We start from the raw sequence: 24,546 nt of genomic DNA on the forward strand, positions 1-24,546 counted from the left end.
ATGGAGCGCCAACAGCCTGTTTTGGAAGTCAGGGACCTGAGAACCACCTTCCGTTCGCAGGGGCAATCGTTTCATGCCATAGACGGAATCACCTTTTCGATCAGACAGGGCGAGACGATTGGCGTGGTCGGCGAGTCGGGATGTGGCAAGAGTGTCACGTCCCTCTCCATCATGGGACTGATCAAGTCGCCCGGTCAGGTTAGTGGCGGACAGATCCTGTTCAAAGGAAAGGACCTGATCTCCCTCGGAAAAAAGGAGCTGCGCGAAATTCGCGGAAATCGCATTTCCATGATCTTTCAGGAACCCATGACATCGCTGAATCCAGTCTATACGGTCGGCAATCAGATTTCGGAAGCGCTGAAAATTCACACCAAGCTGGGGAGATCGGCACGAAAAGCCCGAACAATTGAGCTTTTGCAGATGGTGGGGATTCCGCGTGCAGAAGAAATTATCACGGATTACCCCCATCAGCTCTCTGGCGGCATGCGGCAGCGTGTCATGATTGCGATGGCGATGGCCTGCGATCCCGAGCTGCTGATCGCTGATGAGCCTACCACCGCTTTGGATGTGACGATCCAGGCGCAAATCCTGGAGCTGATGAAGGAGCTTCAGCTCAAGCACAACATGTCGATGATGCTGATCACCCACGACTTGGGGGTTGTCTCTGAGGTGTGCGACCATGTCATCGTGATGTACGCCGGGATGATCGTGGAGAAGGGACCTGTCCGAGAGATATTGGATCGTCCCCAGCATCCGTACACTCAGGGGTTACTTGCTTCGTTGCCGAAAAATGCAAAAGGCAATCATCGACTGAATTACATCCCAGGGCAGGTGCCACCGCCGCTGCAGTGGCCAGCGGGCTGCCGATTCGCAGATCGATGCCCCCATGTCATGGACCGCTGCCGCCGGGAGAAGCCAGGACTGTTTGCAGCGGGACCAGCTTCAGAGGCTGCCTGCTGGCTTGTGAGCGAGGGAGGAGGAGAGCAGCATGCCTAATCAGTCAAAAGCGGCTGCGGGTACGGAGACCTTGCTCGAAGTGAGCGGCCTGAAGAAGCACTATCCGATCAAAAAGGGAGTTTTCTCCTCGACGGTAGGCACAGTCAAAGCAGTGGATGGCGTCAGCTTCTCTATTCAGAGGGGGGAGACGCTGGGGATAGTGGGAGAGTCAGGCTGCGGCAAGTCCACTACGGCGCGCCTGGTGATTCGATTGCTTCAGGAAACGGAAGGCTCGATTCGCTTTGGAGGCAAAGAGCTGACCTCTCTCGCCCCAAGTGAGCTGCGAGCTGTTCGCCGGGACATGCAGATGATCTTTCAGGATCCATACGCGTCACTGCATCCACGCTGGACGATCGAGCGTACCCTGATCGAGCCCATGCTCGTCTACGGAATCGGTTCGCGGGGAGAGCAGCGTGATCGCGTGCTGGAGCTTCTGGACAACGTCGGGCTGAATCGGAGCTACGCCAAGCGGTATCCGCATGAATTTTCCGGTGGCCAAAGGCAGCGGATCGGAATTGCACGGGCGCTCGTTTTGCAGCCCCAGCTGATTATCGCGGACGAACCTGTATCGGCACTCGACATTTCGATTCAGGCGCAAGTCATTAACCTGCTGCAGGATTTGCAGGAGCAGTACAAGCTGACATACATGTTTATTTCGCATGATTTGTCCGTGGTACGCCACATCTCGGATCGGGTAGCAGTCATGTATTTGGGCAGAATTGTGGAGCTGGCGGAAAAGGAAAAGCTGTTTGAAACCCCTCTTCACCCGTATACACAAGCACTGATGTCGGCTGTTCCTGAGGTGGCGGGGGACAAAAAGGAGCGGATCATTCTGCGGGGAGATGTACCTAGCCCTGCAAAACCGCCATCAGGCTGCACGTTTCACACGCGGTGTGCGAGCTGTATGGACGTATGTAAAACAGACATTCCGCCATTAAAAGAGGTGGGCAGTGGTCAGCTGGTGGCTTGCCATTTGTACGCATAGAGCAAAAGAGAATGGAGAGGAGTGAAGGAGATGCTGATTGCCCGAGGTGAGGCAGTACAGGCAGAGGCAGTGCCTGATGTCGTATTGAAAACGATGCTTCCCTTTGACTGCATCGAGGATGGCAAAACCCGCTTTGGCATTGTGGCGATTCCGCCAGGCGCACGGATTCCCGTCAAAGGCTTGGCGCCGCATGATGAGGACGAGTATTCGATTCTGGTCAAAGGGACGATGGTGACAACTATTGGAGAAGTAGAGCATCGCATTCAAGCAGGCGATTCGACGTTGATCCCTGCCGGCGAGGCGCACGCCGTTTACAACGATGGTGAAGAAGAATGCATTCTGGTGTGGGCGTTGGTAAGGCGTTCGTAAGATCTAAAGAGGGTAACGGGCAAGCAGTGTCTATCGGGAATACCTGGTAGGCACTGTTTTTGTTTGCATATCGATAAGAAATTTATCGGTGGAGAGAGCAAGGGAGAAGTGAGACAAATCGATGGACCACTGGATGATACTGTACCCGCAAAGCGCTCGATTACACTGCGTGACCTCCTAACATTTCGCTTAGGGATTGGAGCGGTGATAGCACCTCCTGGCAGCTTTCCCATCCAAAAAGCGATAGAAGCTGCAGGGCTTGCTCCAGGACCAAACCCGCCCATACTTGCTCCAGATGAATGGATGAGTAGGCTGTCCAGCTTGCCGCTCGTTCATCAGCCAGGGGAGTCGTGGATGTACCATACGGGATCAGATATCTTAGGTGTACTCCTTTCACGTGCTTCTGGTATGACGCTGGAAAAATTTTGAAAGAACGACTTTTTACCCCCCCTTGGGATGATGGTCAAGCCAGGAACAGGGGAGCTCGTCGTCCATGACGGCTCGACAGAGAGTCGTTGGGCGAATCCAGCGTTTGAATCGGGTGGTGGCGGACTGGTTTCAACTGTTGAGCTGATGACCTCGGATCAACTTACGCAGAAGCAAAAAGAGCAGGCCCATATCTTCTTTGAGGACCATAGCGGTTGGGGGCTTGGCATGGGCGTTAACATCCGCCGGAACAGCTTGTGGTCGACGCCAGGGAGATTTGGTTGGGACGGTGGGGTGGGCACATCCGGATATACCGATCCTGCAGAGAACATGGTAGGCATCCTCATGACACAGCGGATGATGCAATCTCCTGAGCCACCACGAGTCTTCTCCGATTTTTGGACCACTGCCTATCAAGCCCTTTCGAATTAGACACGCATTCCCTTCATACTATGCCAACGCATTGATTCATATAGTGTTACATGGCGAGAAGGAGGAGCCGCGCCTGCGCATATTCGAAGTGTACGATCCGTTGGAGAAAGTGCCGCTCGATACGTCAGTGGGCCTCTTCGATTATTGAACAGCCATGCGTTTATGAAAAAAAAGGGATCTGGTGCTACAATAAAGGCGTAAATCCAATCGATTCAAGCGAGCGCGAAAAAACACAGTCCGGTTGGTAGTCCGGGCGCATGGCCATGATGATCCGCACATGTACGTGTCAGTAACCTTCCCCCCTCGGGATGTCCGTCGCTCTCGTCATTTTTCAGAGGGGGAGTTTTTCGTATGAAGCTGACGGTGTTCTTCGACGGTCAATTTTGGGTAGGGGTAGTGGAGCAGTACGTTCAAGGAAAAGTGAAAGCTGGCAAGCATTTGTTTGGGGCAGAGCCGAAAGATCAGGAGATTCTGGAGTTTGTCTGGAGACAGCTGGATCATCTGACGGAAGGCTTATCTCAGAGTGTGGAGTCAGGGTACGGCATTACGGAGCGGCGGATCAATCCTAAACGTCTTGCCAGGCAGGTGTCACGCGAAATGGAGCAAAGAGGTGTTTCCTCTTACGCTCAGGAAGCGTTGCGGCTGGAGTATGAAAAGCGGAAGAAAGAGAAGCAGGTCGATTCCCGTCAGCAAAAGGAAGAGCTGAAGGAACGCAAGCGGGAGCTCAAGGTGCAAAAGGCGAAAGCCAAGCACCGCGGGAAATAACGTTTTGCTAAGACAAGAAACCACGAGAAGCCTGATCACGATGGAAAAGTCGTGACCAGGCTCTTTTCGTGAGGTGGAGAGCAGCGGTAGCAGGTCGTCCTCGCCAAATAGGAGCACAGATTCACAGCCGAGCCTCATTCCCGCCAAATCCGCGCGATGGCTGGCTGTTCACTCGCAAAAGAAAGGTGGTACACATCGGGATTGGAGAGGGACTCCCATTCAGGAAATCCGATCCGTGAGTCAAAATGCTTCAACAGCAGGGAGATGAGATTGCCGTGCGACACGATGACGGTATGGGTGTGCTCGCTTTCGAGGACTTCTCTTACTACCGAAGAAGCTCGCTCCATCGCGCCACGGCTGGATTCGCCGCCTTCGTAGCACAAGTCCAAATCGTCATACGTTTGCCGCAGCATTTCGCGCCAGTTCGGATGGTTTTGTCCAGTCAGGACTCTTTCTGTCAGTCTCTCGTCCGTCACGATCTTCAAGCCGAGCTTTTCAGCCAGCGGGGAAACAGTTCGATACGCTCTTTCAAAGGGGCTGGAAAGGATGGAATCAACCGCTGTTTCAGCGAAAAAGGAGGCGAGCTGCACGGCTTGCTGCTGCCCACGTTCTGTTAAGGGGGCATCGGGTTCTTGTCCCGTCGCCTGGCAATGACGAACGATATAAATATGCTTCATGAAGGGCGTGCTCCTTTTTTTCGGTTGGCGTTCTCGATACAGAAAAGAAGCCTCTTGAAAGGCTTGAAGCTTGGATCACCCAGTCAGGAGGGAAGTACCAAAGCAAATTCCTTCAAAAGGCTTCTCGTAGGCTCTGTCATTTCGTTCAAAACTTCTGCGCGATGAATCGATTAATCGAATGGATAAATCCAGAAGCGCTCTGTGCCAAAACGGTCAACAATTTCTTTGGAAGTGTAATCCACTTCGTCGAGCAGCTCAGCTACTTGGAACTGGGAGCGGTGTGCGAGAATGGATTGAACCTTTTGAGGCAAAAACTCTCTTACATCGTTAAAGACGTTCGGTTGACCGATGCCTTCCTCCAGATTTTTGGCAAAGGCCAAGCAGTATACAGGAGGTCTTTGTTCTTTTGGGATTCTGCCAACCGTGCGAACGACAGCAGCTCCCGTCGCATCATGGTCGGGGTGAACACTATAGCCCGGGTAGAAGGTGAAGATCAAGGAAGGATTTACTTCCTTAATAATGGCATCGATCCGCGAGTCCAAAAGGTCTTGATCCTCGAATTCAATCGTCTTGTCATGGAATCCGAGCATGCGCAGATCCTGAATGCCGATAGCGTCGCAGGAATCCTGTAGCTCTTTCTTGCGGATGGACGGAAGTGTGATCCGCGAGGCAATAATGGGATTGCCCATATTGCGTCCCATTTCACCTAAGGTCAGGCAGGCATAAGTCACTTGCGACCCATTTTTGATATGCTTGGCTAATGTTCCGGACAAACCGAACGCTTCGTCATCCGGATGAGGCAACACCACAAGAATATGTCGTTCCATAGAATGTTTCATCTCCTCTTCCTTTAGAAGGGCTGACGGCTTAATTGCAACGATACGACCAGCTTGCCTTGACTGTCATGCCCAGCCAAGATCAATCTCTCTGCTTCGCTCTCTTCAAAATGAGTCAAGCCTTCGGAGTAGATCCAGCCTTGCTCCATTTTCAAACCTACTCGAAATGGGCCATTGCCAGAGATCGAGCCGTGTGAAAAGCGAATGATCGCGTTCGTGATGAAGTTTGCTGCAGGATGCTTGGAGCTATCAAAATGGGCGGCATACGCTCCCGTCGTCATTTCTAGGTGGATGTACAGATCCTGATCCTTCAGATTGTCTATTCTTCGCTGTACTTCCGTTGGAATGATAAGCTGCATCATGGTGCCCCCTATCTTTAATTATGGAACAGCGGTCTTACATTCCCTTACATTAGAAAACCTCTTCCCCGATGTCAAGATAGAACGAGGGCAGAAGTGTGGAAATGAGCAACATTCGAAAAAGATAGCAAGGAGACGAAGTCATTTCAAGCAGTTCCTTTTACATAATAGCGATCAAATGTGATAGGAAGGCCCTTGTTCGTAGTTTGCCCGAAGCATCTCATGCGAATGACATCGAGTGGCTCATGCAAGTATTCGATGCTGCTCACATTGCGAAGCTCAGCGTGACCCAAGCCACCTTGGCGAGGATCTGGCAGATTTCGATTCATAAAGAGGTAGCCTTCTCCATCACTAGGAACATCCCTGTCATGTCTGGGGAATGATCCATAAAACCAAACCGCTGATAAAACTCTTCTTTTCCCTGTGCTGCGAAAAGCCCAACAAACGCTGGCCCCGCGCAGGTATTCTGGATGTAGGCGAGCAGCTTGTCCGTGATTTGCTTGCCGATTCCTTTTCCTTGATATTCAGGGAGGACAGCTACGTCTTGGATGTAGAAATACATCGCCCCATCACCGACGATCCGTCCCATTCCAACCACGTTTCCTTCGTTTTGGACAACGAGAGAGTAGAGAGAGTTGGCAAGAGACATTTTCAGCCATCTCTGCATGGTAGTTCCCCCATCCCGAGATTACCCGGATGATGAGAAAAATCCCCTCGCATATGCATTGTTTAAAGGACAGTAATCTGTCCATCCTGCCAACTCAAAGAGTGTTGATTCCAGCAACCAAAATACTCATTTTCAGCTAGTACATGATCATAAATTGGTTTTAAAAAAGTATAAATGAGTTCCATAACTTCTTGAAAATTTGGCGAATTATCAAGCTTTAAATTCTTTATAAATGCTTCCCACATAGCTACTCTACGGCTATCCGTATAAAACTCAGCAGTGAATAGAATGTGATCTCTTTCAGTTTGTGTGAGTCTTCGTTTAAAAGTCTCAGATACAGCTTCGTACAAATGAAGACCTTGAAATTCAGAGGTGCGGGCTAGCGTGTAGATATCAAAAAAATCCTTCATACGACTATTAATTATGGAAAGAGATATCATTGCTTCAAACTTTTCTGCTACAACGGAATCATTTGTATATACCAATATTTCTGGATTCTCCATAGTGGATAAAAGAACTGGGAAGTCTATCGTTTGAGGACTTGGTACGATTAAATCACCAAAACCTATATCGAGTTGCAGCACTTCCCTCATTTTCCCGAGCGAACAGGGGATTTTTATTCGAACACCTTCATATTCAGCATCTTCTTTAATAATTTCAAATATAATTTGATCAGTGTGAAAGATAATCCCATCATCAACGTCATCAGGGCGCAATTGGCATATAAAAGTGACGATTTTTACCAATGCATTTGCATCATTAGTTAGTCTACGGCCTGAGAAATCCACTCGTTGGTCTAGATTTAAATTGTGTTACGGAATATAAGTACAACCCACCTTTGAGGATGAAATTATCCTTATAGCTGGACATTGATAATCGTTTTAAAAAACGTTCTTGATAATAAAGAATTGAGATGACATTAAATGCTTTTTTATTTTCTCTCGCAACAGTCTTCAGTCTATCAATAATTGAAGCAGCAACATTTGTGGTCAACTATAGCACCTCAAGATAATTATATAGGATAGATTTTACTCTCATTTTATCTGCATAAGTAAGTAGCTTCGTGTAACTTTTTTTTCTACTATTTGAGTAATTTTTCAAGCTTTCCTTTACGACATTTGCATCAAGTTTATTCCTGTATTTTACAGTATCACAAATTGTTCGCTCCAAATCATATATTTTTATTATATGCCCATCTTTTTCAATATTTTCAATCCCCACGTCAAAAGTATCGTCATCATAAGAAAATAGCCGTATCGGGGGATAATCCGGAAGAATAGGTTTTCTCTCCTTTCTGGATATTGCAAAATTATATTCACTTGGAGTATAGGTAGTTAGTTCATGATGGGCAAGGGCTGAATAAAGACATAGGACCCCTTTCGGTACAAGAAGTGCTGCTTCAACTACTTCGTTGACAATGTAATTCATATCTTTGAGAGCATATATTCCACGTTTTAGTTTGAAAATCTTCTCCATTTCTATAAGTTTGTTAAGTTGGTAGTAATTAATTTTATATAGTTTAAGAATACTTGAATTAACAATCCCATTGTATTTTCGAAACACTGCTATGATATCTGGATAAAGCGTTTCTTCTTGCTTTTTTTCATTTTCATCTTTAATTGCTAGTAGTAGATCTTCTACTCGGGTTATATTCGGATATCGTCGAATCAGTTGAAAAAATTCTTCCTCGTCTTGGCCAAGAAGAGTGAGGGCATTCAAAAAAGTCTTTTTGATATGATTGAAATCTATTTTTTCTGTGTCCGACACTAAAATCACCTCATTGTAAAAAATGTACACATATACATTTAAGTGTAGACGTTTTTTATAAAATTATAACTAAATTATTGAGGAATTTCACACCAAACGTATGCAGAAATTAAAATGTGAATACATTATTTAAAAAGTCAGTTCCAACTCGAATAAAAAGGAATCATGAGTTTATAAGAGTAGAAAAAAATAACGTTATAGACATAAAGTGCGTTAAGCAAGAAACTCAGTATTGATACAAAAGCGGGGAAAGGAGAAAGTAGATTATGATATGGGGGATAGGATGGCTCATGTGCAGATTATAGATATGATTAAATATTGGAGCAAAGATTGGCAAAGGAATAAATACCTGCAGTCGTTGATTTTGCGAGGCTGCATTAGATCAAGCTGCGCAGGCTCTGTCCTTTTGCTAAAAGACAATTTGGAACAAAGCCGGATACGCAGATGTGAATTACTAAAACATACCGGAAGCAGCAAGAGCAAGGAGGTTAATCATAGCCCTTGTCTGTTTCCATTATAAGCTTTATCTACAAACTTCCTTTCCAATCGTAGGTACTGCATCGCATTGGGCATGCAGTGTTTTCGAACAAAGCCGTGAGTAAGCAAATTTTAGACCCTCAGCAAGCCGCGGAACCCTCTTGCAGCATAGTAAGACTCTGCTCCATTGTGGTATACGAAAACAGTGTCATAGCGACGATCGCAAAAGAGGGCACCGCCGAGCTTGCGAATACGATCTGGGGTAATGACCCAGCTCGAGGTTTTCAAATCGAAGTTTCCCAGCATCTGTAGCTTCCGGTACTGTTCTTCGGTTAAAAGCTCGATGCCCATGGCAGCTGCCATTTCAATCGCACTCGTTTGTGGTTTATGCTCTTTCCGTGATTCCAGTGCTTCCCGGTCGTAACAAACACTTCTGCGTCCTTTGGGGCTTTCCGCTGAGCAATCGTAAAAAACGTATTCACCTGTCGTGGCATCATATTCAACAACATCCGGCTCGCCGCCAGTTCTCTCCATTTCATGGAGCGACCACAGCTTGTCCGGATGAGCTTCGAGCTTTGCTTGCACGCTAGCCCACTCAAGCCCCAGATGGCGGTTCTTGTTCTTCTCAAAACGGGTTTTCAAGGTTTGGAGTAGTTCTTGGCTTTGTTCCGGTGACAGCTCCTTACTATGATTGGCCATTTCAAATCGTCCCCCTCAAAATAGGCTACTCTCGGTTCATATTCGAACTATACATATCTGTCGGTCACTGAGCGGTAGGAGTGAACTTGTAAGGAATGTTCAAATGTCTTCTTCCTCTAACGCCTTATAGTGGGCGATTTTATGCTCGATTTTGAGCAAATTCTCTTTTAGATCTGCTATTTGTTTCGTTACTTTATTTTGATGACGTTCTAACAATGTTCTCCTTTCCTTTATGGTAGCTTTTCCTTGACTCCGTAAGTCGGAAAACTGTTTCATTTCGCTGATGGGCATTCTCGTTTCCCGTAATCGGATTAAAAAATCTATCCATAGAAGATCAGACTCCCTGTACTTACGATAGCCGGATTCATTGCGCGCTACGCCGTCCAGTAAACCAATCTTCTCATAGTAACGCAAAGTATGGGCGGTTAGTCCGGTTATTTGCGAAATTTGCTGAATAGTAAATTGTTTGCTCATGAGACTGATTATAACAGAAAAAGCATTGCTTTAGAGTGCGCTCGAACGTGTAGCATGACATCAGAACCGATTTTGATCATTTACTTACAGGAGGCTAAATATGACTACAGAGCGCTATCAACGTGGCTGGGAAAAGCTAATGGAAATTGACGGGGAAGGCGGGGAGAAGGTGATAGAGTCTTTGCAAGACATTGCTCCTGACCTTGGCAGGTATATTGTTGAATTTGCTTTTGGAGACATTTATTCCAGAGACGGCCTGGACCTCAAGCAAAGGCAGCTTGTTACTCTCGCTTCCTTAACCACACAAGGCGGATGCGAACCACAGCTAGAGGTTCATATTAACGCGGCTCTTCATGTGGGGCTCTCCCCTCAAGAGATCGTGGAAGCGATCACGCATTGTATTCCCTACACTGGCTTTCCACGCGTACTAAATGCTATTTTTGTAGCGAAACGTGTTTTTCAAGAACGAAAGGAATGAAGGAGGTAAAGCCTACGCCAATTATTCGGAGGAAATGGCATTTGGAAAGGCTTCATCAGATGCATACAGTTCATATCTAGGCTGCATAAATCACGATGACATGAAAAAAGAGGGGTGGCGCCCCTCTTTACTTATATTCGCCAATACATCTCCACGATTTGTCTTTCCTGACCAAGACCGACACTGCCTCCACGCTTACCAACTTGTACTTCACCTGTAGCTTGACAATATCCTTTGTCAGGATGTCGTGAAGAGAGATTCAGCAGTTAGGGAAGGAAACCCTGCCCGGCTCCATAGCCATAGTGGAGTATGGACGTCAATGGGAGCCAAACCACTGCCTTTCAGTGCTTTTTCCCATGCTTCCGCAACCAGCTTCCTATCGTCTGCAGTTCCATTCAGTACATCCGAAGTGCATAACCCTAATTTCACTGTAGCCTTCATAATATGAGTGTCAGGAGCGACGGTAATCAACTCACGGGATTGCCACTTCACCCCTATATAGGTCTCCATGACGTACAGCCAGTAATTAAAAATTTTCGGTCCGGATAGATACGGAAATTCTGATTTGCGCGTTGTCTGCATCATGCTCTTTAAACAGGCAATATCGTAGTGAGCAGATTCCATCAATCCCGCAACGTCACCCTTCGATGAAGAGCGAGCAATCCCCGATGAGACGGATTTCCAAATTTCCGGATGGCGATTAGGTTGCAAGGCGACGCGGTACTCAAGCAAAGCCAATCGCAGGTCATCTATGCTGCTTTTTGCTACGACAAGCGGTGTAAATATCCAACGGGTACTCTCATCCGTATAGGCAGCTGCGATGGATTGCCAGAGCGTGTATGAATTTCTTTGGTAATTTAAGGCCATACCCAGTGTCAACACGTTCGGCAATTCGCACTCAGGAACAATCCCAATGAGAGCGTCCTCCGGCATGATTTCTCCGCCAAGCAGGCCCTCGCTATGCATTTGGATTAATCGCTTTACGTTTTCTAGAAAGGAATTGTCCGACATTTTTTCCTCCATGAAAGATCCGTGGGTGATCCCAGCTATTTCTTGGTGGTATTGATTATAAAGGACTTGCTAGATGATAGATAGATAGTGGGAAGAGTAGTTTTGAATAGGCGTACATCAAAATGAAAAGCTAAACTCTGTATATCTAGAGAGTTTAGCCTTTGTTTCTATTGTTATTTGAGTGTTAGCAGCGACACAGCCTCCACATGACTCGTATGCGGAAACATATCCACCGGCTGCACGCTCACCAGCTTGTACTTCGTCTGCAGCTTGGCGATATCCTTCGCCAGCGTGGACGGATTACAGGACACGTACACGATGCGCGCAGGCGTCACATCCAGAAGGGAGTGAATTAGAGCATCGTCCAGCCCGGTTCGAGGCGGATCGACCACGACGACATCGGGGCGCACGCCCTGCTTGGCCCATTTGGGCATCAGCTGCTCGGCGCGGCCTACGTGGAAGCTGGCGTTGTCGATCTGGTTGTGCTCCGCATTACGCTTGGCATCGTCCACGGCTTCGGGAATCAGCTCGATCCCGCGAACCTCGCGCGCATATGGCGCCAGCCACAGTCCGATGGTTCCGGTTCCGCAGTACAAATCCAGCACGAGCTCTTTTCCAGTGAGACGCGCCGCATCCTTTACCTGATCGTACAGCTTTTTCGTCTGCTCGGGATTGAGCTGGAAAAAGGCGCGCGCAGACAAAGCGAAAGACAGGTCCCCCAGTTTTTCCGCGATCGTTGGCTTGCCCCAGAGCGAGATGGTTTTGTCCCCGAAGACGAGTGAGGTCTTCTGGGCGTTTACATTTTGCGTGATACCGACAAGCTGGGGAAGGCGAGTGCGCAGCTCTAGAATCAGTTCCTTGACGCGAGGAATGTCTGGCGTGGCAGTGACCAGCGTCAGCTGCGTCTCACCTGTTCCAAATGCGACACGTGCCACGATGGTGCGGATGACGCCTGTCCGCTTCCGTTCATCGTAGACCGCAATGCCGAGCTCCTCGAGAATTTGCTTGGCTGCCTGTACGATCTGGCTAGTCGCATCGTGCTGCACCTGACAGCCCTCCAGATTCACAAGGTTATGGCTGCCTGTCTGATACAGTCCTGCGATGAGCTTTCCGTCCTGCTTGCCCACCTGAAACTGCGCTTTGTTTCGATAGCCCCACGGATTGTCCATGCCGATGGTGTCAGCGACGGGTGGATTGTCCAACCGCGCGTATTTGCGCAGTGATTCGATGACGATCTCTTTCTTGCTTGCGAGCTGCGCCTGATAGTCCATGTGCTGCAGACTGCAGCCGCCGCATTCTTCGTAGACGGGACAGGGTGGGACGGTCCGCGACTTGGATTTCTCCACGACCCGCAGCAGGCGAGCGAGCGCATATTTCTCTTTGACCTCGGTCACTTGCGCATGCACGACTTCCCCTGGCAATGCTTTATCGACAAACACAATTTTGCGTTTGAAATAGCCGATCCCTTCGCCGTTGATGCCCAGACTTTTGATAGTGAGGGTCATCTGCTGGCCGACGCGGATGCTGGCGTCTTGTTCCTTTTGATACGGTTTCATTAGTTACCGATTCTCCTCAATCATTGGATTGTTCCCTTATTATAGAGTATATTGGTCGAGTATGCATGCGGGAGGCATTCCTCACAGATAATGGCAACTTCCTCCCAAGGCATGTTTTTGTTATAATAATGCGGAGAATTCATGAGGGAGTTGTGGCGCTAGATGCAAGAGCTATTTGAAAAAATGAAAGAATATCTCAATATGGATACCGAGATTTCCTTTGACGAGTTTGACGGATACTATAAAAAAGTGGTTGCGTTCCTAAACGACAGCTGGCAAGACTTGAACGAAGACGACACGATGCACATGCTGTTCGTCCTCGATAATCTCAAGTCCAACGGGGAAGATCGTGCGAAGCGCAAAACGAAGGAAGCGAAAAAATACGCGAAAATGGCACAGCGCACCGAGATTTGGGCAAACGCGCTGATCGGCCGTCTGCGTGAAGCTGGCTTGAACGACGAAGAGATCGGCAAGCGTTACGAAGCGATCTACGAAGCCGTGTAAAAGTTGCAAGAAAAGGTCAAGAGGATGTAGCTGTCTTAGGCAGCTGCATCCTTTTTTCGTACACAGAAAGCGGCTTTTCCTGACTGTGCGCTCAGCACAATCTCTTTGACAACCGTTCCTTTTAACATTTATAATGTGAAAAAATTTGAATTAGTTTGTACGATTGCGTTGATAAGGAAGAGTAGGAGCAGTGAGCAGCGTTCAGAGAGCCGTCCCCCGCGCTGAAAGGATGGTCGCCAGCATGCATTCGAAAATCACCTTGGAGCGGTGTTCTCGAAAAAGAGGGTTGCCCCTTTTTTAGTAAAGAACAACGGATTCGTCCACGTTACCGGACGGGAGTTCCTCGATTGAACTTCCTTAAGTCTGTTTTTCGTGAGGAAAGCAGAATTGCTGAGTGGTACCGCGATGCTCTCGCCTCAGCCAGCCATGCGTGAATAACGCTGCTGGCAGGGCGGGGGCTTTTTTCGTTTCCGATCCTTTCCTACAGGATAGATACCAATGAACGGTCAGAGAGGAGTTTTATCGATATGCCAAAAACAATGCAGACAGTCAGAGTGGAAGATGTAGTAGTAGCCAATCATGCGTTAAAAGACGTGGTAGAAAAAACGCCCTTGCAAAAGAGCAAGCAGCTTTCCGAACGCTATGGCTGCAATGTCTATTTGAAACGGGAAGATTTGCAGGTGGTCAGGTCCTTCAAAATTCGGGGCGCGTACCATTTCATCCGCAGCCTGTCGGAAGAGTCGCGGGAGAGGGGAGTCGTTTGCGCCAGTGCCGGGAACCATGCGCAAGGAGTGGCTTACTCGTGCCAGGACCTGAAAATCCAAGGAACGATCTTCATGCCGACGACGACACCGCGCCAAAAAGTATCGCAAGTCAAGCTCTTCGGCGGCGAGTACGTGGAAGTGGTGCTGGTCGGAGATACATTTGACGATTCATTTGCGGAGGCGATGAAGTACTGCTTGCAGGAGGAGCGTACCTTCGTACATCCGTTCGACGATCCGCTGGTGGTGGCTGGACAGGGAACGGTCGGGCTGGAAATCTTGAACGACATGGAAGAGCCAGCGGATTTCGTCATCGCGGGGATTGGCGGGGGCGGTTTAGTAGCAGGGATCGGCAGCTACGTAAAAGGAGTCAGCCCTTCTACGAGGATCATCGGGGTAGAGCCAGCAGGAGCGCCGTCCATGAAAGCCGCTCTGGACAAAGGGGACGTCGTCACGCTGGATGAGATCGACAAGTTCGTGGATGGAGCAGCAGTGAAACAGGTAGGACAGCTCACCATGTCGATTTGCCAAAGTGTATTGGATGACATCGTGCTCGTGCCGGAAGGAAAAGTGTGCACGACGATCCTGGAGCTGTACAACAGCAGTGCGATTGTGGTCGAGCCTGCTGGAGCTTTGTCCATCGCGGCTCTCGATTTGTACCGGGATCAGATAGCCGGGAAAAATGTGGTATGCGTCATTAGCGGAGGAAACAACGACATTGACCGGATGCAGGAAATCAAGGAGCGCTCCTTGCTGCATGAAGGCTTGAAGCACTACTTTGTACTCAACTTCGCACAGCGCGCTGGGGCACTGCGCGAGTTCATGGAAAAGGTGCTTGGACCACACGACGACATTACCCGCTTTGAGTACACCAAAAAGAACAACAAGGAAAACGGACCGGCCTTGGTAGGAATTGAGCTGAAGTGCAAGGAAGACTACGAGCCACTCGTGGCACGCATGAAACTGCACGGCATCAGCTACGTGGAAATCACCAACGATCCATATCTGTTTCATCTGTTGATTTAAGGCGGTTGTGTTACAACAGTTTGAGAAAATGCAAAAATGTATGAATACAGCGAAAATAAGAGCAAACAGCAGAAAACAGGAGTGAGAAAAAGATAATACGGCGTAATGTATTATAACAAACTTTTATAAAACAGACTCTGTTGTAATACAATACAGATAACAACACAACAGGGGGTTTTATCGATGACGCCAATCACTTCTTTTTTCCGCAACCTGGAGGCAAAATGCTGTGCTGCTTGCGGTGAAACCATTCACGAGCAGGCAGAATCCTACGCAAACGAATGCTCCACTTGCCAGGAGAAAATGAGCTACGACGCTTACAAGTACTATCACCAAAAGAAATAATGCGAGTAGTCGATATGTGAGGTGTACCACATGGTGAAAAGCCAGGGTACGCCTCTTTTGTTTGCCTGAAATGAGAACAGAAGGAATAGCAGGGAATTTCCAGAATGAGTATAGGCAGGAAATCGGTGGAGGGAGGCGTCATATGCATATCTTGCCTTTTACTGCGGACATGGTGGAGGATGCAGCGAAACTGCTGGCTTCGCGCCATCAAAAAGACCGTTTGGCGACAGCCGCGATAAAAATGGGGAGCTCGTCGGCTATCTTTTCGGGGAAAAAACGGCAAGTACCATTCGCGGACAGTTCGCAGAGCTGTATCAGGAACTGTATGCAGCAGCAGCCCAGACATGGGTGGATGAAGGCTACTTTTCTCATTTTACGCTTATTCCAGCACTCACGGGACGCTATCCCTTGAAACACTCGGGGAACAAACGAAAACACAATTACCGCTGCCAGGAGCACAGCTTCGGTTGGCGACCATGGATGACCGACAAGCGCTGGGAGACGTTTCTCCATGGATTCGGACTCACCATGGGCGAGAGGATAGGAAAAGGGGGGAAATGGAAATGGCAACAGCTGCAATGATAAAGGAACTGTTCCAGGCAGCACAGACGGGTAACCTCGCAAAATTGCGCGAGCTTTTAGAGGCAGACAGCTCACTTGCTAATATAGAAAACGAAGAGGGCCTGACCATATTGGGGTACGCCGCTCACTTCGGCCATAAAGAGGCGGTTGCCTTATTGGTGGATCACGGAGCCAATGTACAAGCCGTGTCCCATTCCAAAATCGCGTATATCCCGTCCAATACGGCCTTGCATGCTGCCATCGCTGGAGAAGGAGATGTGGTAGTGATCCGCTTGCTGCTCGAGCGAGGTGCGAAGACCGACATCTTTGACAGCAATGGCCATACCTGTCTGCACACGGCAGCCTTCCATGACGAGCATGTCGAGATTATCCGCCTGCTGCTTGCGTACGGAGCTGCGATCAACGAGCCAGCAAATAACGAAGGGAAGCATACTGCACTCACCCTTGCTTTGGAAAAAGGAAACGAGAAGGTCGCGGCGTACCTGCGACAACACGGAGCGATCTGAGCAGTCATACACAAAATAAATTCGAGCCTACTGCATACAAAAGCCGCTGAGGACTCATCCACAGCGGCTTTTGTACAGGGCTCCCCTATCGTGTGCTGGGAGCGCTGGTTTTGTCCTGTGCTTGTTTTTTGACGTAGTCGATCAAACCGAGCTGGAAGCCCTCCTGGGTGAGCAAACGCTGAGCCTCATACGTACCGGAGTAGTAGGCCAGGACATGTGGGTCATTTTCCAGAATCTCTTTACAGGCAGCGTCTTGTGACAGCTCCTGGTACCAATCGGCTTGCTTGATCTGGGCTACCAGGTCCTCATAGGCAGGCTCCGGCTTTTTCCAAGGGTTTAGCCTGTGAATGATTTCTCCGAAGATCGCGACGACGACCAGAATGACGATAAGAAACATGGCTGTCACCTCATAGGTTGGTTCACCACCATGTTACCACTCTGTAGAACCTCTTTGCTACGAAAGAAAGCTGTTCACTTGCAAAAGGAGTGAAAAGCGGGCATTCTAGGAAAGAGAAAAAGGAGGGAAAGTATGTTTCATCCTCTTGTGTTTGACAATATCAGGGTTGTATTGGAGGGAGCGGTATACGACCGTGATTTTGAAGGAGCGATCTTGATTACGGGACGCTCTGATGTGATGGATATGGCGACGTTTCATCGCTTGTTTCAAATCGAGTTCAAGCTGGCGGAAGCAGCAGAGAAAGAGGAGGCAGTCACCGCCCAGATGCAGCTGCGTACTGGACTTGCCGATATTGCGGCGGAGCAGCTCGAGCAGCCATTGACTGACCAGATTGGCTGCACGATTTGCATCCATTTTCATTTGCCCATGAATGTGAAAAGCGAGATTCCGGAAGAGGCGAAAGCGATCACGAGTATGCTCAACGATATCTGGGGACATCGCCCGTACATCACGCATCTGTTAAAAGCACGCATGGAGGAGAGTCGATTTGAATGGCCTCCTGAGCGAGTAGACAACCAGATTACCCTCGATTTTTATCGGAAAATTGATGAGGGCAATATTGATGATCTTCGCGATTTAATCGATCATACGATAGAGTCTTTGCAGCAGCTCCAAGTCTATTTGGATAAACAAGCATAAATTTTGGTACAGCCATTTACATTTCTCATGAGGCGTATTATTATTTCGTTAACCTTATTTATAAAATGGTTAACAAATGGAGGCTCGTACATATGAGAAACGAAAGACTGAGATGGCTTCTTTTATCTGCAATTTTTGCTGCGATTATGGCAGTCCTGTCTCAATTGACGATTCCGCTGCCCTTGATCCCGATTACAGGGCAGACTTTGGCGGTAGGTCTGACCGCGACGATATTGGGTAGCCGCTATGGTACCTTGGCGATATTCATCTACGTCCTGCTGGGAGCGATCGGACTCCCTGTCTTCACGGAAGCGAGCGGCGGTCTGCAAGTCTTGTTTGGGAAAACAGGCGGGTATATTTTCGGATTTATCCTGACCGTTTACGCCACGGGTCTTATTTTGGAAAAGGTGGGCTTCACTTTGAAAAATGCCATTATCGCAAACATCGTGGGAATGGTAATCACGCTGATCTGCGGCTCGGTCCAATTGAAATTCGTCCTGGACATTCCTTGGGACAAAGCAGTGGCATTTGGAGCTACCCCGTTTGTGGTGGTAGGGGTCGTCAAAGCTGTTCTGGCATCGATCATCGGGATCAAGGTCAGAGAGCGCCTGATTGCGACACGCCTGCTGCGAATGGAACAGCCGACGATCCGCTAACAAACAGAATCATCTCTCGAAGCCATCCCTTCAGCGGATGGCTTTTTTTCGCATAAACTCCTTTTTGTGCCGGATACTATTGATGACATGCTTTATGACACGAGGAGGACAAGATGAACGAGACCATTACTGGACCAAAAGGGCTTCCCATTACAGGCAACCTGCTTTCGTTTCGGCGCAATCCTCTCCAATTTATCCGCTCGGCATCAAAGTCGCACGGGGATGTGGTGCTGTTTCGCTTTGGTCCCAAACGGAATGTCTATTTATTAACCAATCCGGATCATATCAAGGAAGTGCTGGTCACCAAGCAAGCCCATTTTCGGAAGGGCAAAGGGCTGCAGGTAGCAAAGGCGGTAGTGGGCGATGGAATTCTCACCAGTGAAGGCAAAAAACATCTGCGGCAGCGCCGATTGATGCAGCCTGCCTTTCATCGGGAACGCATCGCGACTTACGGGGACGTCATGGTCAGGCAAGGTGTGGATCTCATGTCCGAGTGGAGGGATGGGGACGTACGCGATATCCATCACGACATGATGAAAGTCACACTGGCGATCATTACGGAAACGATGTTTGGAAAAAGCGTCAAGGAAGGAGCATCCGAGATCGGTCACGCGATCGATGTAGGGCTCCGCTATGTCGCGAATAAAGCCTCTTCCTTCATCGATATTCCTCTCTCTGTGCCGACGCGGAGCAACCGCGAGTTTTTGGAGTCGAATGAGCTGCTGGATAAAACGATTTTTTCGTTGATTGAGGCAAGGCGCAATAATGATGAGCCAGGGAAGGATCTCTTGGGGATGCTGCTCGCAGCACGTGATGAAGAGGATGGAACCGGAATGACCGATGAGCAGGTGCGCGACGAGGTCATGACGATCTTTGTCGCGGGACATGAGACGACCGCCAATACGATGTCGTGGATCTTCTACCTGCTGGCCCGTCATCCAGAAGCAGAGAAGAAGCTGCATGAAGAGCTGGCGACGGTCCTGGGAGAGAGACTGCCCGCTGTAGAGGATCTTCCGGAGCTTAAGTATACCAATCTTGTCGTGTACGAGTCGCTGCGCCTGTATCCGGCTGCGTGGACGATCAACCGGGAAGTAGTCGAGGAAGTGGAGATTGGGGGACACACGTATCAGCCAGGGGAAACGCTGATGATGAGTCAGTATGTCATGCACCGCGATGAGCGTTTCTACGAAAACCCGGATGCCTTTATCCCGGAGCGGTTTGCGACAGATTTGCTCAAACAAATCCCGACATTTGCCTTCTTTCCGTTTGGCGGTGGTCCGCGTGTATGTATCGGGAACAACTTTGCTTTGATGGAAGCCACCTTGCTCTTAGCTACGTTTGCCCAGCGCTATCAGCTGAGGCTGGCTGAGCCTGGTCAGATCGTGGAGCCTGAACCTCTCGTGACCTTGCGTCCGAAAAACGGTTTGCGGATGCGTTTGGAAAAAAGAGGGTAAATATCGTTCTGAAAACAAAAAAAAGGCATCTTTTCACGAACGGATGTGCCGCATTGTGTCAGATACCGAACTGGGGGTTATTTATCACTGAAAGCAACATGCTTACATCTTGTACTATATCAAACAAAAATAAAGAATATGTTAACGGGATATAAATCTAAATAAACTACGAAGTGTAGAAGGGGATGGTGAAGGAGAAGCTGCTTCCTATCCCCAATTCGCTGTTTACCGTGATTTCACCGCCATGACGACGGACAATGCTCTGGCAGATGGTCAAGCCGAGTCCGGTCCCGCCGTTGTTGCGATTCCGTGATTTTTCCGCCCGATAAAACTTGGTGAACACCTTCGGCAAATCCTCTGCAGCGATGCCCTCCCCTTTATCAATCACGGAAAACAAGACATGGCCTTCCCGTTGATCACAGGTGATCAGGACGGAGCCGTTTGGCTTGTTGTAGTAAATTGCGTTGTTGATCAAATTTTCCATGACGCGGCGCAGGCGGTTTTCATCCGCTTCGATGTGGAGCTCGTTGGAGACGCGAAGCTTCCACTGAAAGGAAAGACCTGCCTCCTGGATCTTCGCCACATAATCCTCGATGATCCCTTTCATGAACGTTTTGACGTGAATACGGCTGATATGGAGTCGTACCTCGATGCTCTGCTGCGTGAAATCCTGCAGCTCGTCCAGCAAATGCTCCAGATCCAGCGTTTTTCTCTCGATTTTGTTCATTTGCTTTTGAATCCGAGCCAGATCGGTCACGCGCCCGGTCCCGATATACGAAGCATATCCTTTGATCGTGGTCAAAGGAGTGCGGAAATCGTGGGCAATCGCCGCGATCAGCTCGGATTGGCGTTCCTCGGAATAGCGCAGCTCGTCCACCATATCCCCAAAATAGCGGAACAGCTGCCCAAACTCATCATGGGAGCGATACGTAAAGGAGACCAGGCGTTTTCCCTCGCGTATTTCCTGCGTCACGCGAGAAAGCTCACTGACGGGCCGCAATATCCAGCGAAGGAAGAGCGCTAAAAGCACCAGTCCGACCAGCAGGATGCTTCCGTAAATAAACCAGAGCATCATGGAAACGCCTTTTGTCGCCATAATGTCATAGTCGTCTGTGTAAAAGTAGATGACTGTTTCCCCTTTAAGCGGAGGCTCCTGCTGAAAATGGTATTCGGCTACAACCTTCAAGTCTCCCTTTTTCGGGGAGGGGCGAGCAGGGGAGGGGGCGGGTACTTTCAGGTCGTATGCCTGCGAGGTCTTGTTGAAGATGATGTTGCCATTCGCATCCTTTACGACCATTCGGTACATGAGATCCTCGGGAAGCTGCTTCTCCAACTCCTGTCGTTCCGTTGGATCCTTGAAATTGCTGGAGCGCAGCAGCTGATTCAGGCGCACCTTTTCCGCCGTGTCCTTCTCGTACTGATACTGCGAGTGGCGGTCGTTTTTCAGCTGATCAACGATGATGTCCTGGAAGACAAACTTGAACAGCAAAATGTTCAGGGTCAGCAGGCCTATAAAAGATAGAAACAGTTTGTTGCGCAGACTCATTTAGAGCTTCTCCCCGATAAATACGTAGCCTGTCCCCCATTGCGTCTTGATGAACTGGCGGTCCATCTCCAGTTTTTCACGCAGGTTTTTGATATGCACCGTGACTGTGTTGAGTGAACCGTAGCCATATCCCCAGACGCGGTCGTAGATCTGCTCGCGGGTAAAGACGATCCCGGCGTTTTCCGCCAAGAAGGTGAGCAGCTGAAACTCCTTGGTGGACAGCTCGATTTTTTGGTTGCTGACGTAGACGGAGTACGTCTCTTTATGAATTTCCAGGTCCTTGAACTTCAACATGGTAATAGGCGAGCTGGCGGATTCCTTCTCCGGCTGTTCTTCTGTATGCTTGCGAATGCGTTCATAGCGGCGCAGATGAGCCCGGATGCGAGCCAGCAGCTCTTCGGTGTCAAAAGGCTTGGTGATGTAGTCGTCCGCTCCAATCTCAAAACCGACGACCTTGTCGACAGCCTTCCCTTTCGCACTTAAAAAGAGAATAGGGAGATCCCATTCCCGGCGAATTTGGGAGCATAGCTCGTAGCCGCTCATGTTTGGCATCATGATGTCGAGCAAAATCAGACTCGGCTTCTTTTCGCCATTTTTCAACAAATCGAGCGCATCCTCGCCACTCTCAGCGGTGGACACCTCGAATCCTTCATTCTCCAATATATCCTCTAGCATTTCGATGATTTCCAGATTGTCATCTACAATCAAAATATGATCTTTCACCGGATCTACCCCCAGTTACTTCATTATATAAGTGTTCGCGCATAGGCAATCAAAATAATTTAATTACTAATGCCTATCATACCATGCAAACAGTAGGTAAGGGCAAGTGAACCTCCAAAGTCATTAGGAAATGCGAATAAGTGAGGTCACATCCTGACACCAGGTCCTAAATTTCGTCAGAAAAAGCCAGAGACGCGAAGTCCCTGGCTTTACATTTTTTTGCCGAACTACTGTTTTTTTGCTTGATTTTCCGGCAACGATGCAGCTTGCACCGCGTTTTCCTTTTTCGGAGTTTCAGCCTTTGCTACCAGAGCGGGTACGTTCAGACGCTTTGCGCCAACGTAACGCTTGCTCCAATAGTAGGGGTCGCTCAGCTTCGTGTTCACGACACCGCGACCAGTTTCCGAATGCACGAATGTGCCGTTTCCGATGTAGATGCCCACATGCGAGATGCTGCGACCGTTGGTTTGGAAGAAGACCAGATCACCAGGCTGTAACTCGCCTTTGTCGACTGGAGTTCCCAATTTGTACTGGGCAGCAGAATTGTGTGGCAGGTCTACACCTAACGCATCAAATACATAGCGCGTAAATCCGGAGCAGTCAAAGCCCTTTTTCGTGGTGCCGGAAGATTTGTAAGGGACACCATACAGGTCGCTGACGACATCTGTCAGAGGAGAATTCGCCTCCGCAGCTTGTGCAGCGCCGGTTCCCATTGCAAGCAATCCGACGATAAACAAAGATACTAGCAACTTGCGCAAAAGAAACTGCTCCCTTCAAGAGCCTACGAGGTTAGCTGAAGGATTCGGTCGAAAGGACTCCCTAGGCTGCCAAAAAGCGCAACCATTCACCCCAGAAATACATGGTTCCCCCGTTTCCGCCTAGCGGAACTCGGCTATTTTCGATGTTTTTTTACACGCACTCCTAATGGGATTCGCTGCAAGTCCGTGTTTTCCTTTTTTTGCACCGCTTTTTCACAATTTCGTCACAATATTTTGTCTGATCCTGTAACGAAAACGCTCGAAATTGCAAGAGAAAGATGCGGGAAAAGGCATGTCCGATTAGGGCAGGAAGGAGCATCCGTCCAAGGACGGAGACAAAAACCAACCGTCCGCCCGTTATGGGGCGCCTATGCTGGAGGATACAATAAGGCCATAAGGTTAACACCTGCACCAATGAAGGTGATTGGAGGGAAGGATGAAATGAGCGAACGGTCTGGCAAGTTCTTACTCGGGCTGGTTCTGCTCCTGATCGGTGGGCTGGTTCTTCTTGATCAGATAGGGATTGATTTTGGTGATGTTCTAGGATGGGTCATTCCCGGTTTGATCATGGTTTACGGAGCTCGCAAAGTACTGGGCCATGGAGGCTCCCGCTTCTGGGGAGTGCTGATTTTCACCTTTGGTCTTCTGATGCTGATTGGGAAGCTGCACCTGCTGTTTCACGGCCTATTGGCGATTGGGTTGATCTATCTCGGATACAGTCTGCTTCGCCATAAAGATCCTCCCAAGGAGGCACCGGCCGAGTGGGAAAGACAGTGGGCACAACGAGTTTTAAAGGAAGACGCCCTGGATCATTGGGAAAAAGGCATGACAAAAAAGTAGAGCCACTTGTTTTTGGATGAAACCAAACGATGTGATATGATGAGGAGGAAATGACAAATGAGTATTTTTAGACGCTTGCGTGACCTGACAGTAGCTTCGGTGAATGATGCCTTGGATTCCATGGAAGATCCGGTGGTTATGCTAAACCAGTACATGCGTGACATGGAAGTGGAAATTGGACAGGTTGAGGTAGCAGTAGCCCGTCAGGTAGCTCTGGAGAAAAAGTTCCGTCAGCAATGGGAGGAAGCTGTAGCCCTGGTTGAAAAACGCGATCGCCAAGTGAAGCTCGCGCTGACAGAAGGGGAAGACGAGCTGGCACGCCGCGCTCTGGCTGACAAGAAGCAGTACGAGGGCCGTGCTCAGGAATATGAGACGCTCTACTTGTCCGCAGCGGAAGCAGCAGGTCAGATGCGTGAAAAACTGGCGGAGCTAAAAGAGGAATTTTACAAGATGCGAGCGAAAAAGTTTACGTTGATGGCTCGTGCCCAGGTAGCTCGTACACAAAAGCAGGTCAATTCAGCTGTCGTCGGTATCGGGAATCAGACAGCTGGCCGAGGATTTGCCCGCATGGAAGAAAAAGTGATGCGGATGGAAGCGGAAGCGCAAATGAGCGGACAATGGCGTCAAACGAGCATGGGCTTGAACAATGCTCTATCTGAACTGGAAAAAGACGATTTGGATGCAGAGCTGGCCAATATCAAAGCATCCTTGAAAGAAAACAAAGCATCGGCTGCACCCGAAACAAAAGCCTGACTTACAGGAACAGGGGCGCCAG

Annotated in this window: 32 protein-coding genes, 1 riboswitch and 1 other annotated feature; of the genes, 17 read left to right on the top strand and 15 right to left on the bottom strand. The window is 49.0% G+C overall.

What is annotated here, in order from left to right:
- The 6 genes from EDM55_RS25195 to EDM55_RS25215 all read left to right on the top strand — a co-directional run bounded on the left by EDM55_RS25195 (position 1) and on the right by EDM55_RS25215 (position 3,973).
- Complete coding sequence (locus EDM55_RS25195) at positions 1-996, top strand: ABC transporter ATP-binding protein (protein WP_092267070.1); 996 nt, start codon at positions 1-3, stop codon at positions 994-996.
- Positions 989-1,981 (top strand): ABC transporter ATP-binding protein, encoded by a 993-nt coding sequence (locus EDM55_RS25200; protein ID WP_092267069.1) that lies wholly within the window; start codon positions 989-991, stop codon positions 1,979-1,981. The genes EDM55_RS25195 and EDM55_RS25200 overlap by 8 nt, the downstream gene beginning before the upstream one ends.
- Before the next feature lie 30 nt (positions 1,982-2,011).
- Complete coding sequence (locus tag EDM55_RS25205; protein ID WP_092267068.1) at positions 2,012-2,350, top strand: cupin domain-containing protein; 339 nt, start codon at positions 2,012-2,014, stop codon at positions 2,348-2,350.
- Positions 2,351-2,413: 63 nt separating this feature from the next.
- Entirely contained in the window at positions 2,414-2,779 is a 366-nt protein-coding gene (locus EDM55_RS31170; RefSeq protein WP_246070832.1) for a serine hydrolase, read from the top strand.
- Between the two features lie 30 nt (positions 2,780-2,809).
- Positions 2,810-3,208: a serine hydrolase gene (locus EDM55_RS31175; protein WP_246070831.1), complete on the top strand. Its 399-nt coding sequence runs from the start codon at positions 2,810-2,812 to the stop codon at positions 3,206-3,208.
- Between the two features lie 351 nt (positions 3,209-3,559).
- On the top strand, positions 3,560-3,973 hold the full coding sequence (locus EDM55_RS25215; RefSeq protein WP_122961656.1) for a YjdF family protein: 414 nt from the start codon (positions 3,560-3,562) through the stop codon (positions 3,971-3,973).
- A 134-nt stretch (positions 3,974-4,107) separates the two neighbouring features.
- On the opposite strand, the gene EDM55_RS25220 is transcribed toward EDM55_RS25215, so the two are convergent.
- From EDM55_RS25220 to EDM55_RS25260, 9 genes are all read right to left on the bottom strand, one after another.
- A complete protein-coding gene (locus EDM55_RS25220) occupies positions 4,108-4,650 on the bottom strand; it encodes a histidine phosphatase family protein (RefSeq protein ID WP_092267065.1) in 543 nt (180 codons plus the stop codon).
- 170 nt (positions 4,651-4,820) lie between these two features.
- A complete protein-coding gene (bshB2, locus tag EDM55_RS25225; protein ID WP_092267064.1) occupies positions 4,821-5,477 on the bottom strand; it encodes a bacillithiol biosynthesis deacetylase BshB2 in 657 nt (218 codons plus the stop codon).
- A gap of 23 nt (positions 5,478-5,500) precedes the next feature.
- A complete protein-coding gene (locus EDM55_RS25230) occupies positions 5,501-5,845 on the bottom strand; it encodes a YojF family protein (protein ID WP_092267063.1) in 345 nt (114 codons plus the stop codon).
- A 146-nt stretch (positions 5,846-5,991) separates the two neighbouring features.
- The gene (locus EDM55_RS25235; protein ID WP_122961657.1) at positions 5,992-6,174 is read right to left on the bottom strand and encodes a hypothetical protein; all 183 of its coding nucleotides are present in this window, start codon (positions 6,172-6,174) and stop codon (positions 5,992-5,994) included.
- A complete protein-coding gene (locus EDM55_RS25240) occupies positions 6,171-6,512 on the bottom strand; it encodes a GNAT family N-acetyltransferase (RefSeq protein WP_246070830.1) in 342 nt (113 codons plus the stop codon). Before EDM55_RS25240 ends, EDM55_RS25235 begins: the two co-directional genes overlap by 4 nt.
- A 62-nt stretch (positions 6,513-6,574) precedes the next feature.
- The gene (locus tag EDM55_RS25245; RefSeq protein WP_246070829.1) at positions 6,575-7,258 is read right to left on the bottom strand and encodes a nucleotidyl transferase AbiEii/AbiGii toxin family protein; all 684 of its coding nucleotides are present in this window, start codon (positions 7,256-7,258) and stop codon (positions 6,575-6,577) included.
- A gap of 247 nt (positions 7,259-7,505) precedes the next feature.
- Positions 7,506-8,279 carry a hypothetical protein gene (locus EDM55_RS25250; protein ID WP_092267060.1) on the bottom strand — a complete coding sequence of 258 codons (774 nt, stop codon included), beginning with the start codon at positions 8,277-8,279 and terminating at the stop codon, positions 7,506-7,508.
- A 609-nt stretch (positions 8,280-8,888) separates the two neighbouring features.
- The gene (locus EDM55_RS25255; RefSeq protein WP_122961658.1) at positions 8,889-9,455 is read right to left on the bottom strand and encodes a DUF4256 domain-containing protein; all 567 of its coding nucleotides are present in this window, start codon (positions 9,453-9,455) and stop codon (positions 8,889-8,891) included.
- Positions 9,456-9,554: 99 nt separating this feature from the next.
- Complete coding sequence (locus tag EDM55_RS25260) at positions 9,555-9,929, bottom strand: MerR family transcriptional regulator (RefSeq protein WP_122961659.1); 375 nt, start codon at positions 9,927-9,929, stop codon at positions 9,555-9,557.
- A 100-nt stretch (positions 9,930-10,029) separates the two neighbouring features.
- On the opposite strand from EDM55_RS25260, the gene EDM55_RS25265 reads away from it, so the two are divergent.
- Positions 10,030-10,407, top strand: a complete 378-nt coding sequence (locus EDM55_RS25265; RefSeq protein WP_122961660.1) for a carboxymuconolactone decarboxylase family protein — start codon at positions 10,030-10,032, stop codon at positions 10,405-10,407.
- 237 nt (positions 10,408-10,644) lie between these two features.
- Here EDM55_RS25265 and EDM55_RS25270 read toward each other — a convergent pair whose 3' ends face one another.
- Together EDM55_RS25270 and rlmD are read right to left on the bottom strand one after the other, a co-directional pair.
- On the bottom strand, positions 10,645-11,418 hold the full coding sequence (locus tag EDM55_RS25270) for a hypothetical protein (protein ID WP_122961661.1): 774 nt from the start codon (positions 11,416-11,418) through the stop codon (positions 10,645-10,647).
- A gap of 173 nt (positions 11,419-11,591) precedes the next feature.
- A complete protein-coding gene (gene rlmD, locus EDM55_RS25275) occupies positions 11,592-12,974 on the bottom strand; it encodes a 23S rRNA (uracil(1939)-C(5))-methyltransferase RlmD (protein ID WP_122961662.1) in 1,383 nt (460 codons plus the stop codon).
- 162 nt (positions 12,975-13,136) lie between these two features.
- On the opposite strand from rlmD, the gene EDM55_RS25280 reads away from it, so the two are divergent.
- The 5 genes from EDM55_RS25280 to EDM55_RS25300 all read left to right on the top strand — a co-directional run bounded on the left by EDM55_RS25280 (position 13,137) and on the right by EDM55_RS25300 (position 16,698).
- Complete coding sequence (locus EDM55_RS25280; protein WP_092267054.1) at positions 13,137-13,478, top strand: hypothetical protein; 342 nt, start codon at positions 13,137-13,139, stop codon at positions 13,476-13,478.
- Positions 13,479-13,637: 159 nt separating this feature from the next.
- Positions 13,638-13,900: a binding site (T-box leader), on the top strand.
- Positions 13,901-14,017: 117 nt separating this feature from the next.
- The gene (gene ilvA / locus EDM55_RS25285) at positions 14,018-15,265 is read left to right on the top strand and encodes a threonine ammonia-lyase IlvA (protein ID WP_092267475.1); all 1,248 of its coding nucleotides are present in this window, start codon (positions 14,018-14,020) and stop codon (positions 15,263-15,265) included.
- Positions 15,266-15,448: 183 nt separating this feature from the next.
- Positions 15,449-15,610 carry a protein YhfH gene (yhfH, locus tag EDM55_RS25290; RefSeq protein ID WP_092267053.1) on the top strand — a complete coding sequence of 54 codons (162 nt, stop codon included), beginning with the start codon at positions 15,449-15,451 and terminating at the stop codon, positions 15,608-15,610.
- Positions 15,611-15,752: 142 nt separating this feature from the next.
- Entirely contained in the window at positions 15,753-16,022 is a 270-nt protein-coding gene (locus tag EDM55_RS25295) for a hypothetical protein (protein WP_122961663.1), read from the top strand.
- A 151-nt stretch (positions 16,023-16,173) separates the two neighbouring features.
- Positions 16,174-16,698, top strand: a complete 525-nt coding sequence (locus EDM55_RS25300; RefSeq protein WP_092267051.1) for an ankyrin repeat domain-containing protein — start codon at positions 16,174-16,176, stop codon at positions 16,696-16,698.
- 85 nt (positions 16,699-16,783) lie between these two features.
- On the opposite strand, the gene EDM55_RS25305 is transcribed toward EDM55_RS25300, so the two are convergent.
- Positions 16,784-17,095, bottom strand: a complete 312-nt coding sequence (locus EDM55_RS25305) for a hypothetical protein (RefSeq protein ID WP_092267050.1) — start codon at positions 17,093-17,095, stop codon at positions 16,784-16,786.
- 132 nt (positions 17,096-17,227) lie between these two features.
- Here EDM55_RS25305 and EDM55_RS25310 point away from each other — a divergent pair, with 132 nt between their 5' ends.
- From EDM55_RS25310 to EDM55_RS25320, 3 genes are all read left to right on the top strand, one after another.
- Entirely contained in the window at positions 17,228-17,794 is a 567-nt protein-coding gene (locus EDM55_RS25310; protein WP_092267049.1) for a hypothetical protein, read from the top strand.
- 92 nt (positions 17,795-17,886) lie between these two features.
- Positions 17,887-18,450: a biotin transporter BioY gene (locus tag EDM55_RS25315; protein WP_092267048.1), complete on the top strand. Its 564-nt coding sequence runs from the start codon at positions 17,887-17,889 to the stop codon at positions 18,448-18,450.
- Positions 18,451-18,563: 113 nt separating this feature from the next.
- Positions 18,564-19,904: a cytochrome P450 gene (locus EDM55_RS25320; RefSeq protein WP_092267047.1), complete on the top strand. Its 1,341-nt coding sequence runs from the start codon at positions 18,564-18,566 to the stop codon at positions 19,902-19,904.
- Between the two features lie 166 nt (positions 19,905-20,070).
- Here the strand turns inward: EDM55_RS25320 and EDM55_RS25325 are convergent, their stop codons facing one another.
- The 3 genes from EDM55_RS25325 to EDM55_RS25335 all read right to left on the bottom strand — a co-directional run bounded on the left by EDM55_RS25325 (position 20,071) and on the right by EDM55_RS25335 (position 22,931).
- Entirely contained in the window at positions 20,071-21,450 is a 1,380-nt protein-coding gene (locus EDM55_RS25325; RefSeq protein ID WP_092267046.1) for a sensor histidine kinase, read from the bottom strand.
- Positions 21,451-22,173 (bottom strand): response regulator transcription factor, encoded by a 723-nt coding sequence (locus EDM55_RS25330; RefSeq protein ID WP_092267045.1) that lies wholly within the window; start codon positions 22,171-22,173, stop codon positions 21,451-21,453.
- A 227-nt stretch (positions 22,174-22,400) separates the two neighbouring features.
- Positions 22,401-22,931, bottom strand: coding sequence for a C40 family peptidase (locus tag EDM55_RS25335; RefSeq protein ID WP_092267044.1), 531 nt, complete (start codon positions 22,929-22,931; stop codon positions 22,401-22,403).
- A gap of 4 nt (positions 22,932-22,935) precedes the next feature.
- Positions 22,936-23,077, bottom strand: a riboswitch (cyclic di-AMP (ydaO/yuaA leader).
- 295 nt (positions 23,078-23,372) lie between these two features.
- On the opposite strand from EDM55_RS25335, the gene EDM55_RS25340 reads away from it, so the two are divergent.
- Positions 23,373-23,771 (top strand): LiaF transmembrane domain-containing protein, encoded by a 399-nt coding sequence (locus EDM55_RS25340; RefSeq protein ID WP_092267474.1) that lies wholly within the window; start codon positions 23,373-23,375, stop codon positions 23,769-23,771.
- Positions 23,772-23,828: 57 nt separating this feature from the next.
- Entirely contained in the window at positions 23,829-24,524 is a 696-nt protein-coding gene (locus EDM55_RS25345) for a PspA/IM30 family protein (RefSeq protein ID WP_092267043.1), read from the top strand.
- Positions 24,525-24,546 lie beyond the last annotated feature (22 nt).

The sequence above is a fragment of the Brevibacillus centrosporus genome, from assembly GCF_003710815.1.
Taxonomy (GTDB): Bacteria; Bacillota; Bacilli; order Brevibacillales; family Brevibacillaceae; genus Brevibacillus; species Brevibacillus centrosporus.